The sequence below is a fragment of the Kineococcus sp. TRM81007 genome, assembly GCF_022669155.1.
Lineage (GTDB): Bacteria > Actinomycetota > Actinomycetes > Actinomycetales > Kineococcaceae > Kineococcus.
This window is the reverse complement of sequence record NZ_JALBVB010000044.1, coordinates 55,287-67,443: the sequence shown is the minus strand read 5'-3', so window position 1 is coordinate 67,443 and position 12,157 is coordinate 55,287. Positions and strand designations below refer to the sequence as shown.

The following is a 12,157-nucleotide window of genomic DNA, read 5'->3' as shown; positions in this document are numbered from 1 at the left end:
CCCGCGGGCGCAGCAGCGCCACCGCCTCGGCGGGCGCGCGCCGCACCCGCGGTCCGCGCGTGCTCGTCCTCAGCGCCCTGCTGCTGGTGCTGGCCGTCTTCCTGCTGCCCAGCTGGCAGAAGTGGCTGGAGCAGCGCTCGGAGATCGGCCGCCTCGAGGCGCGCATCAGCCAGCAGCGCGAGGACCTCGCCGCCGGGCAGGAGCAGGTCGCGCGCTGGCAGGACGACGCCTACGTGATGACCCAGGCGCGCGCCCGCCTGCACTACGTCCTGCCGGGCGAGACGCCCTACGTGGTCGCCGGCGGTGAGGACGCCGACGCGGTGGCCCCCACCGAGGCGGCGGCCGCCGCCGTCGGCTCGGCGGCCGCCTGGTACGAGGACATCTGGGAGTCGCTGCGCGTGGCGGCCACGCCCGGCGCGGCCGACGCCACCACCCCGGGGCTCACGGACGACGAGCCGGAGCCCACCTCCAGCAGCGGAACAGGACGATGAGCACGACCAGCACCACCACCGGCACCACCAGCACCACCACCGGCGCGACCGGCCGGGCCGACCGGTGAGCGCGGCCCACCACGAGGCACCCACCGCCGCCGACCTGGAGGGCATCGCCGCGCTGCTGGGCCGGGTGCCGCGCGGTGTCCTCGGCGTCGCGCACCGGTGCTCCTGCGGTCGCCCGGAGGTCGTCGAGACCGCCCCCCGCCTGCCCGACGGCACCCCGTTCCCCACCACCTACTACCTCGTGGACCCCTTCGCCGCCTCCGCGATCAGCACCCTGGAGGCCTCGGGGCTGATGCGGGAGATGACCGAGCGGCTCGCCGCCGACCCGGAGCTGGCCGCGGCCCACGCCGCCGCCCACGAGGACTACCTGCGCCGCCGCGCCGCCCTGGGCGACGGCGAGGTGCCGGAGATCGCCGGTGTGTCCGCCGGGGGGATGCCCACCCGCGTGAAGTGCCTGCACGCCCTCGCCGGGCACGCCCTGGCGGCCGGCCCGGGCGTGAACCCCTTCGGCGACGAGACCCTCCAGCGGCTGCGCGAGCTGGGCGGCTGGCCGGCCACCTGCCCGCACGCGCACCTCGACGCGCCCGGCGCCGCCGGCGACGGGGGCTCCGCCGGGGACCCCGAGGGTGAGGGCCCCGGCGCGTGAGCGTCCAGCGCGTCGCGGCCGTCGACTGCGGCACCAACTCCCTGCGCCTGCTCGTCGCCGACGTCGACACCGCGACCGGCGCCCTCACCGACGTCGAGCGCACGATGCGGATCGTGCGGCTGGGGCAGGGCGTGGACGCCTCGGGCGCCTTCGCCCCCGAGGCGCTGGCGCGCACCTTCGCCGCCGTCGACGAGGCCGCCGCCGCCTGCCGCCGGCACGGCGTCGCACCGGGCGCCGTGCGGTTCGTCGCCACCTCCGCCTCCCGCGACGTCTCCAACCGCGAGGAGTTCGCCGCGGGCGTGCGCGATCACCTCGGCGTGGACCCCGAGGTGATCACCGGCGCCGAGGAGGCCCGGCTGAGCTTCACCGGCGCCACCCGCGAGCTGCTGGGCTCCTCGCCCGCGCCGTTCCTGGTGGTCGACCTCGGCGGCGGCTCCACCGAGTTCGTCCTCGGCGACGGCGAGCCGGAGGCCGCGCTGTCGGTGGACGTCGGCTCGGTCCGGCTGACCGAGCGGCACCTGCGCTCGGACCCGCCCACCGCTGCGGAGGCGGCCGCCGCCCGCGCCGACGTCATCGCCGCCCTCGACGCCGTGGGCCGGCGGGTGCCGCTGGAGCGCACCCGCACCCTCGTCGGCGTCGCCGGCACGATCACGACCGTCACCGCGGCCGCCCTGGACCTGAGCGCGTACGTCCCCGGCGCCCTGCACGGCGCGCGGCTGCCCGTGGACGCGGTGCGCGCCGCCTGCGACCGGCTGCTGGGCGCTTCCCGCGCCGAGCGGGCGGCGATGCCGTTCGTGCACCCCGGCCGCGTCGACGTCATCGGCGCCGGGGCCCTGGTGTGGCGGGTCGTGCTGGACCACCTCGCCGAGGTGGCCGGGGTGGCGGAGGTCGTCACCAGCGAGCACGACATCCTCGACGGCACCGCCTTCTCCGCCGCCGAGCGCGCCGCCGCACCTCCCGCGCCGCTGTGACGCAGCGCACCCGCCGCCGTGCCCGGGCAGGGGCGGCTCGCCGTGCGCGGGCAGGGGCGGCTCGCCGTGCGCGGGGTGCGCCGCCGCTGGCACGCTGAGGCGATGAGCACCGTCAGCGCGACGACCACGCGGCGCATCGACGCCCCCGCCGAGCAGGTCCTGGCCGCCCTCGCCGACTACAACGGCACCCGCCCCCGGCTGCTGCCCGAGCAGTTCAGCGACTACGCGGTGCTCTCCGGCGGCATCGGTCCCGGCACGCAGGTGCGCTGGAAGCTGCACGCCACGAAGAAGCGGGTGCGCGACGTCCTCGCCGACGTCAGCTCCACCGACGCGCACGCCCTGGTGGAGAAGGACCGCAACTCCTCCCTGGTGACGACCTGGCGGGTCGAGGCCGACGGGCCCGACGCCGCCGAGGTGGTCGTGACCAACGAGTGGCAGGGCGCCGGCGGCGTCGGGGGCTTCTTCGAGCGCACCTTCGCCCCCCGCGGCCTGGACCGCATCTACGGCGAGCTGCTCGACAACCTCGCCGTCGACGTCGCGCGCTGACGGTGCCCGGCCCGACGACCCCGGCCCCCGCCACCCCGGCCCCGCTGCCGCACCCGGCCACCGGGGACCCCTTCGGCTCCCCGGTGCCGCCCGGCTCGGGCTGGCCGGGCGACCCGTCCGCACCGGGCACCCCCGTCGCGCACGACGCCGGGCAGGTGCGCGCCCTGGCCGCCGCGGCCGGCGGGGCGCGCGAGGTGGTGGCCCGCTCGTGCGTGTGCCGGGCGTGCCCGCGGCTGGTCGCCTGGCGCGAGGAGGTCGCCCGCACCCGGCGCCGCGCCTACCGGGACGAGCCGTACTGGGGCCGGCCGGTGCCCAGCCTGGGCGTGGACGCGCCGCGCGCGCTCGTCGTGGGGCTGGCGCCGGCCGCGCACGGCGGCAACCGCACCGGGCGGATGTTCACCGGGGACCGCTCCGGCGACTGGATCGTCGCGGCCCTGCACCGCGCGGGCCTGGCGACGCGGGCCACCTCCGTGCACGCCGCCGACGGCCTGGAGCTGATCGGCACCCGCATCGTGGCGCCGGTGCGCTGCGCCCCGCCGGACAACAAGCCGACCACCGGTGAGCGCGACACCTGCGCGGGCTGGCTGGACGCGGAGCTGGCCGCGCTGACCGGGCACGTGCGGGCCGTGCTGGCGCTGGGCGCCTTCGCCTGGGCGTCGGCGCTGACCGCCGCCCGCCGCGCCGGCTGGGCGGTGCCGCGCCCGCAGCCGCGCTTCGGGCACGGCGTCGAGGCGGTGCTGACCTCCCCGGCCGGCCCCGTGCACCTCCTGGGCAGCTACCACGTCAGCCGGCAGAACACCGCCACCGGTCGCCTCACCGAGCCGATGCTCGACGCGGTGGTGACCCGGCTCGCGCGGCTGAGCGGCGCGGCCGGGCCCTGAGGGGCGCAGCCGGCCCGCCGAGGGGTGCCGCGGGCTGGCTACCCTGCTGCCGTCCCCCGCCCGGGTGGCGTAACTGGCAGGCGCACGGGGCTTAAACCCCCGGGCCGTTCGCGGCGTGCGGGTTCGAGTCCCGTCCCGGGTACCGCGCGGCGCTCCCCGCCCACGGGGAGCGCCGCCGAGGGCGGGAACGCCCGCACCCCGCGGAGCGTTGAACAGGCAACGACTCGCCCCCGGAGGGAGCCATGCAGAGCAAGAACCCGGTCTTCGCCCGCAACGCGGAGTTCCGCAACGGCGGCTACGCCACGTTCGACGCGCCGCCGTCGGGCCGCGCACCGGCCGACGCGGACGCGCGCACGCTGGAGGACTGGTACCGCAAGCCGTCCGCCACCCCGACGCAGTCGCGCCGGATGACGCTGGACGACGTCGTGGTGCGCACCGCCCTGCTCGGTGGCGTCCTCGCGCTGGGTGCCGGTGCGGCGTGGCTCGCGAACGTCGGGCTCGGCGTCGCCATCGGCGCCGCCCTCGTCGGCTTCGTCCTGGCGATGTGGGCGCAGCTGTCCAAGAAGGTCCGCCCCGGCGTGATGTTCGCCTACGCGGCCGTGGAGGGCGTCTTCGTGGGGGCCATCTCCCACGCCTACGCCGGCTTCTACGACGGCATCGTCGGGCAGGCGGTGCTCGGCACCCTCGGTGCCTTCGCGGCCATGCTGCTCGCCTACAAGACGGGCCTCATCCGCAACAGCCCGAAGTTCACCAAGGTCCTGACGATCGCCGGTCTCGGCTACCTCGTCTTCGCCGTGGTCAACCTCGGCTTCGCCGCCTTCGGCGGCACCAGCGTCTACTCCGGCGGTGGGCTGCTGCCGATCCTCGTCAGCGGCTTCGGCGTCGTGCTGGCCTCGCTGTTCCTCGTCCTGGACTTCGACTACGTCGAGCGGGGCGTGCGCAACGGCCTGCCGGTGAACGAGTCCTGGCGCGCGGCCTTCGGCCTGGTCGTCACCCTGGTGTGGCTGTACCTGGAGATCCTGCGCCTCATCGCCATCCTGCGCGGCGACGACTGATCGACGAGCAGGTGAGCACGCCCGACGAGCTCGGCGCGCCGGCCCCCGCGGCCGTGCGCGCCGAGCTCTCGCGCGTCCTGGCCCTGCAGGCCGACCGGGTGCGCTCGATGCCGCTGTCCCAGCTGGACCGGGCCCGCGAGGGCGCCACCGCTCCCCGCGCCGAGCTGGTGCGCCGCGCCGCCCAGGCGCTCGCCGACCTCGCCGCCGACGCCGAGGGCCGCCCGCGGTGCGAGCTGCCCCGGCTGGCGCTGCACGGCGTGGGCGACCAGCTCGCCGTCACCGGCGCCGACGTCCTCGCCCACGGCGACGACGCGGCGCTCGCAGCCGCCCTGGACGTCGTGCTGGAGCTGCGGCGCGGGCTGTGAGAGGCGCGGGCGACCCGGTGGGCGAGAATGGCGCCATGCGCTACGCCGAGTCCGTCGTCGACCTCGTGGGCGGGACACCGCTCGTCAAGCTCAACCGCGTCACCGAGGGCCTGACCTGCACGGTCCTGGCGAAGGTGGAGTACCTCAACCCCGGTGGCTCGGTGAAGGACCGCATCGCCACCCGGATGGTCGACGCCGCCGAGGCCGAGGGCACCCTGAAGCCCGGCGGCACCATCGTGGAGCCCACCAGCGGCAACACCGGCGTCGGCCTCGCCCTGGTGGCGCAGCAGCGCGGGTACCGGTGCGTGTTCGTCTGCCCCGACAAGGTCGGCGCCGACAAGCGCAACGTCCTCAAGGCGTACGGCGCCGAGGTCGTGGTGTGCCCGACGGCGGTCCCGCCGGAGGACCCGCAGTCGTACTACTCCGTCTCCGACCGCCTGGTGCGTGAGATCGAGGGGGCGTGGAAGCCCAACCAGTACGCCAACGTCAACGGCCCGCGCAGCCACTACGAGACCACCGGCCCGGAGATCTGGGCGGACACCGACGGCAAGGTCACCCACTTCGTCACCGGCGTGGGCACCGGCGGCACCATCACCGGCACCGGCCGCTACCTCAAGGAGCAGGGCCCGGTGAAGGTGATCGGCGCCGACCCGGAGGGCTCGGTGTACTCCGGCGGCACCGGCCGCCCCTACCTCGTGGAGGGCGTGGGCGAGGACTTCTGGCCCAGCGCCTACGACCCCTCGATCCCCGACGAGATCATCGCCGTCTCCGACGCGGAGTCCTTCCAGATGACGCGCCGCCTGGCGCGCGAGGAGGGCCTGCTGGTGGGCGGCTCCTGCGGCATGGCGGTCGTGGCGGCCCTGCGCGCCGCGAAGGACCTCGGGCCCGACGACGTGGTGGTCGTGCTGCTGCCCGACGGCGGCCGCGGCTACCTCGGCAAGATCTTCAACGACGACTGGATGGCCTCCTACGGCTTCCTCGACGAGGCCGAGGGCGGCACCGCCGGCGACGTCCTGCGCGCGAAGTCCGCCGGCCTGCCCGCCCTGGTGCACACGCACCCCACCGAGACGGTCCACGACGTCATCGAGATCATGCGCGAGTTCGGCGTCTCCCAGTTGCCCGTCGTCGGCGCCGAGCCGCCCGTGATGGCCGGGGAGATCGCCGGGGCGGTCACCGAGCGCGACCTGCTGGACAAGGTGTTCAGCGGCGCGGCGAAGATGTCCGACGCCGTCTCCGCGCACTTGGGTCCGGCCCTGCCGCTGGTGGGGGCGGGGCAGTCCGTGGAGGAGGCCCGCGAGGTCCTCGCCCGCGCCGACGCCGCCGTGGTCGTCGAGGACGGCAAGCCCGCCGGGGTCATCACGCGCCAGGACCTGCTGGCGTACGTGGCCACCCGCCACTGACGCGCTCCCGGGCGACCCGGGACGCGNGCGCGCACCGCGGGGCCCCGTCGCGTCCTCAGTAGCGGATCGCGTCGATGACCTTCGCCCGCACGGCCATGGTGGCCGGCACGATCCCGGCCAGCGCCCCCACGGCCGTGGCGGCCAGCAGGCCCTCGACGGCAGCGGACACCGGGAAGGGCGGCACGTCCTGCAGGACGACCCCCGCCGGCAGCACCGCCTCCAGCGGGAAGTTCGACACCAGCAGCACCGACAGCGCCACCGCCGCCACCCCGGCCACGAAGGTCGCCGCGACGCTCTCCAGCAGCACCGCGAAGAACACGCGCCCGCCGGTGGCGCCGAAGCTGCGCCGCACGCCGATCTCACGGATGCGCTGGCGCACCGTGACCAGCCCGACGTTGAGCACGCCGATGCCGCCGAGGACGAGCGCGAAGACACCCACCCCGCGCACGCCGTAGGCGAGGATCGCGTCGACCACCCCGAGGTCCTGGCCGAAGTCGGTGCGGTACGCGCTCACCGAGTACCCCGGCAGGCTCGCCTGGACCTCGGTCTGCAGCGCGGCCGTCAGGGCCTCCGCGTCGGCGTCGGGCACCCACAGCTCCAGGGAGGGCGGCCCGCTCGTCGACGGGTCGACCAGGCCCCAGGCCTGCGCGGCGGAGTTCAGCACGTACGCGGCGGGCATCGACGGGTCGGAGTAGGGGACCTCCATGACACCGACGAGCGTGGCGGTCACCGGCCGGTCGCCGCCGAGCACGACCGTCGGCGGCACCTGCTCGTCGAAACCGCCGAGCTGGTCGGCGAACGCGCGGTTGACGACCAGGCGGGGCGAGAACGCCTCGCCGTCCGCGGCGGTGAAGAAGCGGCCCTGGTCGGTCAGGGCGCGGTGCATGGTCCCGTAGCTGGGGTCGACCGCGGAGAAGGTCACGAGCTGCGCCCCCGACGGGAAGCGGACCGTCATCTGACCCGACCCCTGGGAGACGAGCCCCCACCAGGTGACCCGGTGGCGCTCGGCGGTCTCCCGCAGCACCCGCGCGGCCGCGTCGGCGCCGTCGGCGGTGACGGCGCCGTTCGGGTAGGCGGAGACCTGCAGCGTCGCCGCGCGACCGCCGGAGCGTTCGCTGCTCTCGAGCATCATCTGCCGGCCCATGTTCCCGGCGGCGGTGATGGTGGTCATGGCGAACACCGCCAGGAACACCCCGACGAGGGAGAGCACGACGCGGGTGCGGTGCACGCGCACCTCGCCCCACGCCTCGGTGACGGCGGCCACGGGGCCCAGCAGCCAGCGGCCCATCACACCGTCTCCCGGTGCGCGGTGGCCGCGGCGAGGGCGTCGCGGGTGATCTCGGTGAGGACGCCGTGGTCGAGGCGGAACTGCCGGTCGGCGCGCGCGGCCACCGACAGGTCGTGGGTGATGGTGACCAGGGTGGTGCCGTCCACGCGCACGAGCTCCTCCAGCACGTCCATGACGGCCGAGCCGGTATCGACGTCGAGGGCGCCTGTGGGCTCGTCGGCCAGCAGCACGCGGGGCCGGCGCACCAGGCTGCGGGCCAGCGCGACGCGCTGCTGCTCACCGCCGGAGAGCTTCTCCGGCATGGTGTCCAGCCGCCCGCCCAGGCCGACCCGCTCGAGCATGGCGCGGGCGGTGCGCTTGCGGGCCAGGAACTCCCGGCCCGAGGCGTACAGCAGCGGGGAGGCGACGTTCTCGGTGGCGGTGCGCCCGGGCAGCAGGTTGAACTGCTGGAACACGAAACCGAAGGTCTCCCCGCGCAGGCGCGCGGTGCGGCGGGCGGACAGCCCGCTCACGGGCCGCCCGTCCAGCAGGTAGCGACCGGTGGTGGGGGTGTCGAGCAGGCCGACGATGTTCAGCAGCGTCGACTTGCCGGAGCCGGAGCGGCCGACGACGGCGACGTGCTCACCGGCGGCGACCTCGAGGTCGACGCCGGTGAGGATGTGCAGGGTCGTGCCGTCGGGCAGGGCCACGGAGCGGCTGACCTGCTGCAGGGACAGCGTGGCGGTCATCGCTCAGTACCCCCCGTACATCCCGCCGGGGGCGTACGGGTCGCTCACCTGGTCGTCGCCGGGCGTGAACTGCAGGACCTGCGCGCCCTCGGTCAGCCCCTCGGTGACCTCCACGACCGCGCCGTCGGTCAGGCCGAGGCGCACCTCGGTCTCGACCTGCGCGCCGGTCTCGTCGACGACCCAGACGGTGCCGGTGTCCACGCGGCCGCGCACGGCGGTCACGGGCACCGTGAGCACCCCGGTGGCCGAGCCGGCGGTGACGTCCACGGTGGCGGACAGACCGGCGAACACCCGCACCCCGTCGGGCACGCGGCAGGAGACGGTGGCGCCGGTGGCGGCCTGGGCCGGGTCGGCGTACGGGTCCACGTAGCCGGCGTCCGGGGCGGGCGCCTCGGGCGCGGCCGCGTCGGGCGTGCCGGTGCGCAGGTCCGTGCACTCGAACGTGCCGGGCCCGCCGGGGACGGTGACCTGCGCGGTGGTGGGCGGGGCGAGCAGCCGGAACTGCTGCTCCTGCGTCAGCGGCGCGGAGGCGCTGAGGGTGCCGGGGGAGACGGTGGCGACGGCCTGCCCGACGCTGACCTGCTGCTGGGGCAGGACGTCGAGGGTGGCCAGCGTGCCGGCCGCGGGGGCGGTGACGTTCACCGTCCGGGTGCGCGGGGCGGCGGGGGGCGCCGGCGCGGCCGGCGCCGCTGGGTCGGCGGCGGGGGGCGTCGCGGCCGCGGTCTCCTCGACGGGCACGAGGACCGTGAACAGCACGGTGCCCTTCTCCACGGCCTGGCCGACCTCGGCGCGCACCTTGCCGACCTCGCCGGCGGCGGTGGACTTCACGGTGGTGGCGGGGTCGGCGGCGATGGTGCCGGTGAGGGAGACGGTGTTGACCACGTCGCCGCGCACGACGGGCGTGGTGGTGGGTTCGAGCACCGCGGAGGGACTGGCGGCGGCCTCCCCGTCGGGGGTGGTGGCGCGGCCGAAGGCCAGCCACAGCAGGGCGACGGCGATGGCGGCCCACACCACCAGCCGCAGCGAGGGGAAGACGATCGTGCGGAAGACGCCCACGCGCTCTACCTCCGGGTGGTCCTGGGGGGTGCTGCGCGGTGCGCCGGGGGACGCGCGGGGGAGCGCGTCGAGGCCCCCGCCGCCGATCCCCCGAACGGCTCGGCGAGTGCGGCGAACTTAGCAGCGGCTGAGGGTCGCCCGTGAGCGTTCGGGGCGGACGGCGCCCCGCCGGGTCGTGGAGGTTCCGTGGTGCTCCAGGGCTCAACGAGGCGCGGCTCGCGCGGGGCGGTGCCGGTGGGGTCCTTGCACCGGGGCGCCCTCGGGGCCTACCGTCGGGGAAGCGCTTTCCAAACACGCCCCGAGGAGGGGCGCGACCCGGTGAGGAGGAGGAGCAGCGATGACGCAGCGCCTCGGAGTGGTGATGAACGGCGTCACGGGACGCATGGGCTACCGGCAGCACCTGGTGCGCTCGGTGCTGGCGATCCGCGAGCAGGGGGGTGTGGAGCTCTCCGACGGCAGCCGCGTGCAGCTCGAGCCCCTGCTGGTGGGCCGCAACGAGGCCAAGCTGCGCGAGATCGCCCAGCGGCACGGCCTGGAGCGGTGGACCACCAGCGTCGACGACGCGCTCGCCGACGACGACTACCCGGTCTACTTCGACGCGCAGCTCACCTCGGTGCGCGAGCGCTCCATCCTCGCCGCGATCGCCGCCGGCCGGCACGTCTACACCGAGAAGCCCACCGCCGAGACGCTCCAGGGCGCCGTGCGCCTGGCCGAGGCGGCCACCGCCGCCGGCGTCAAGAACGGCGTCGTGCACGACAAGCTGTTCCTGCCCGGCCTGCGCAAGCTCAAGCGGCTCGTCGACTCCGGCTTCTTCGGCGAGATCCTGTCCCTGCGCGGCGAGTTCGGCTACTGGGTCTTCGAGGGCGACTGGCAGCCCGCCCAGCGCCCCAGCTGGAACTACCGCGCCGAGGACGGCGGCGGCATCGTCGCCGACATGTTCTGCCACTGGAACTACGTGCTGGAGCAGATCATCGCCCCGGTCGAGGCCGTCACCGCCCGCGCCGTCACCCACGTGCCCGTCCGCCACGACGAGAACGGCGAGGCCTACAAGGCGACCGCCGACGACGCCGCCTACGGCATCTTCGAGCTCGAGGGCGGGATCATCGCCCAGCTGAACTCCTCCTGGGCCGTGCGCGTCGACCGCGACGAGCTCGTCGAGTTCCAGGTCGACGGCACCCTCGGCAGCGCCGTGGCCGGCCTGTTCGGCTGCCGCGTGCAGCCGCGCAGCGCCACCCCGCGCGCCGTGTGGAACCCCGACCTGCCCGAGCAGCACCGCTACCGCGACGACTGGCTGGAAGTCCCCGACAACGAGCCCGGCGGCTTCGACAACGGCTTCAAGGTGCAGTGGGAGCAGTTCGTGCGCCACGTCGTCGAGGACGCCCCGCACCCCTACGACTTCGCCTCCGGCGCCCGCGGCGTCCGCCTGGCCGAGGCGGGCCTGGCCTCCTCCGCGCAGGGCCGGCGGATCGAGCTGGCGGAGCTGGCCCTGTGAGCGCCCCCGCCGAGGCGCGCCCGGCCACCGCCGCGGGGCGCAGCACCACCGGCACCGTGCTGCGCCTGCCGCGCCGCACCGCCGGCGGCGGGGTCGAGGTCGTCGAGCACGCCGTGCACGAGCCCGTCGCGTGGGAGGTCCCCAGCGGCCCGGCCACCAGCCGGATCGCGTTCGCCGCCGCCCACGTCGTGCCGCGCACCGGCTCCGAGACGGTGCCCGGCGCGCCGGCGGACCTGGACTGGGAGGCGACCCTCGCCTTCCGGCACCGCCTGTGGAGCCTGGGCCTGGGCGTGGCCGAGGCCATGGACACCGCCCAGCGCGGCATGGGCCTGGACTGGGCCGCCACGGCGGAGCTGGTGCGCCGCAGCGCGTCCGAGGCCGCGGCCGTCGGCGGGCGCATCGCCGCCGGTGCCGGCACCGACCAGCTCGCCCCCGGCGTGCACCCGGTCGCGGACGTCGTCGCCGCCTACGAGGAGCAGGTCGCCGTCGTCGAGGACGCCGGCGCCCAGGTCATCCTCATGGCCAGCCGGCACCTGGCCGCCAGCGCCCGCAGCGCCGAGGAGTACGCCGCCGTGTACGGGCGCCTGCTGGCGCAGGTGCAGCGCCCCGCGGTGCTGCACTGGCTGGGCGAGGTGTTCGACCCCGCGCTGGCCGGCTACTGGGGCTCGCGCGACGTCGCCGCCGCCACCGAGGCGTTCGTCGAGCTCGTCCACGCCCACGCGGACAAGGTCGACGGGGTCAAGGTCTCGCTGCTGGACGCCGGGCACGAACGCGAACTGCGCCGCCGGCTGCCGGCCGGGGTGCGCCTGTACACCGGCGACGACTTCAACTACCCCGAGCTCATCGCCGGCGACGGCGAGCACCGCTCCGACGCCCTGCTCGGCATCTTCGCCGGCATCGCCCCGGCCGCCGCCGCCGCGCTGGCCCGGCTGGACGCCGACGACACCGCGGGGTTCCACGCGGCGCTGGACCCCACGCTGCCGCTGGCCCGGCACGTGTTCGGCGCACCCACGCCGTACTACAAGGCGGGCATCGCGTTCCTCAACTGGCTCGACGGCCGCCAGGACGGGTACGCCATGGTCGGCGGCCTGCACTCCGCCCGCAGCGCCGTGCACCAGGCCGAGACGTTCCGGCTGGCCGACGAGGCCGGGGTGCTGGCCGACCCGGAGCTGGGCGCCCGTCGCCTGCGCACCTACCTGGCCGTGCACGGCTTCGACGCCTGACATCCCCGG

Annotated in this window: 13 protein-coding genes and 1 tRNA gene; 11 read left to right on the top strand and 3 right to left on the bottom strand. The window is 76.0% G+C overall.

What is annotated here, in order from left to right:
• From MN205_RS07845 to MN205_RS07805, 9 genes are all read left to right on the top strand, one after another.
• On the top strand, positions 1-491 hold a 491-nt coding region (locus MN205_RS07845), incomplete at its 5' end, for a septum formation initiator family protein (protein WP_242125985.1).
• Between the two features lie 64 nt (positions 492-555).
• Positions 556-1,143, top strand: coding sequence for a DUF501 domain-containing protein (locus MN205_RS07840; protein WP_242125983.1), 588 nt, complete (start codon positions 556-558; stop codon positions 1,141-1,143).
• Positions 1,140-2,114 (top strand): Ppx/GppA phosphatase family protein, encoded by a 975-nt coding sequence (locus tag MN205_RS07835; RefSeq protein WP_242125981.1) that lies wholly within the window; start codon positions 1,140-1,142, stop codon positions 2,112-2,114. Before MN205_RS07840 ends, MN205_RS07835 begins: the two co-directional genes overlap by 4 nt.
• A gap of 102 nt (positions 2,115-2,216) precedes the next feature.
• A complete protein-coding gene (locus MN205_RS07830) occupies positions 2,217-2,660 on the top strand; it encodes an SRPBCC family protein (protein ID WP_242125979.1) in 444 nt (147 codons plus the stop codon).
• A 2-nt stretch (positions 2,661-2,662) separates the two neighbouring features.
• Complete coding sequence (locus MN205_RS07825) at positions 2,663-3,541, top strand: uracil-DNA glycosylase (RefSeq protein WP_242125977.1); 879 nt, start codon at positions 2,663-2,665, stop codon at positions 3,539-3,541.
• A gap of 58 nt (positions 3,542-3,599) precedes the next feature.
• A tRNA-Leu gene (locus tag MN205_RS07820) sits at positions 3,600-3,683 on the top strand.
• 100 nt (positions 3,684-3,783) lie between these two features.
• Positions 3,784-4,596 (top strand): Bax inhibitor-1/YccA family protein, encoded by an 813-nt coding sequence (locus MN205_RS07815; RefSeq protein ID WP_242125975.1) that lies wholly within the window; start codon positions 3,784-3,786, stop codon positions 4,594-4,596.
• An 11-nt stretch (positions 4,597-4,607) separates the two neighbouring features.
• The gene (locus MN205_RS07810) at positions 4,608-4,961 is read left to right on the top strand and encodes a hypothetical protein (protein ID WP_242125973.1); all 354 of its coding nucleotides are present in this window, start codon (positions 4,608-4,610) and stop codon (positions 4,959-4,961) included.
• 35 nt (positions 4,962-4,996) lie between these two features.
• Positions 4,997-6,361 (top strand): cystathionine beta-synthase, encoded by a 1,365-nt coding sequence (locus MN205_RS07805; protein ID WP_242125971.1) that lies wholly within the window; start codon positions 4,997-4,999, stop codon positions 6,359-6,361.
• 55 nt (positions 6,362-6,416) lie between these two features.
• On the opposite strand, the gene MN205_RS07800 is transcribed toward MN205_RS07805, so the two are convergent.
• Genes MN205_RS07800 through MN205_RS07790 form a run of 3 tightly spaced genes read right to left on the bottom strand, consistent with a single transcriptional unit; the run spans position 6,417 to position 9,433 of the window.
• On the bottom strand, positions 6,417-7,649 hold the full coding sequence (locus MN205_RS07800; protein ID WP_242125969.1) for an ABC transporter permease: 1,233 nt from the start codon (positions 7,647-7,649) through the stop codon (positions 6,417-6,419).
• A complete protein-coding gene (locus tag MN205_RS07795) occupies positions 7,649-8,377 on the bottom strand; it encodes an ABC transporter ATP-binding protein (protein WP_242125967.1) in 729 nt (242 codons plus the stop codon). The genes MN205_RS07800 and MN205_RS07795 overlap by 1 nt, the downstream gene beginning before the upstream one ends.
• Positions 8,378-8,380: 3 nt before the next feature.
• Positions 8,381-9,433, bottom strand: a complete 1,053-nt coding sequence (locus MN205_RS07790; protein ID WP_242125965.1) for an efflux RND transporter periplasmic adaptor subunit — start codon at positions 9,431-9,433, stop codon at positions 8,381-8,383.
• A gap of 337 nt (positions 9,434-9,770) precedes the next feature.
• Here MN205_RS07790 and MN205_RS07785 point away from each other — a divergent pair, with 337 nt between their 5' ends.
• Complete coding sequence (locus MN205_RS07785) at positions 9,771-10,925, top strand: Gfo/Idh/MocA family protein (protein ID WP_242125963.1); 1,155 nt, start codon at positions 9,771-9,773, stop codon at positions 10,923-10,925.
• Positions 10,926-10,990: 65 nt separating this feature from the next.
• A complete protein-coding gene (locus MN205_RS07780) occupies positions 10,991-12,148 on the top strand; it encodes a dihydrodipicolinate synthase family protein (protein WP_374115888.1) in 1,158 nt (385 codons plus the stop codon).
• The last annotated feature ends 9 nt before the right edge of the window (positions 12,149-12,157 follow it).

Bases quoted from the DNA above. Each gene is read 5' to 3' on its own strand.
- MN205_RS07795 (WP_242125967.1), bottom strand. From the start codon at position 8,377: ATGACCGCCACGCTGTCCCTGCAGCAGGTCAGCCGCTCCGTGGCCCTG.
- MN205_RS07800 (WP_242125969.1), bottom strand. From the start codon at position 7,649: ATGGGCCGCTGGCTGCTGGGCCCCGTGGCCGCCGTCACCGAGGCGTGG.
- MN205_RS07830 (WP_242125979.1), top strand. From the start codon at position 2,217: ATGAGCACCGTCAGCGCGACGACCACGCGGCGCATCGACGCCCCCGCC.
- MN205_RS07815 (WP_242125975.1), top strand. From the start codon at position 3,784: ATGCAGAGCAAGAACCCGGTCTTCGCCCGCAACGCGGAGTTCCGCAAC.
- MN205_RS07785 (WP_242125963.1), top strand. From the start codon at position 9,771: ATGACGCAGCGCCTCGGAGTGGTGATGAACGGCGTCACGGGACGCATG.
- MN205_RS07805 (WP_242125971.1), top strand. From the start codon at position 4,997: ATGCGCTACGCCGAGTCCGTCGTCGACCTCGTGGGCGGGACACCGCTC.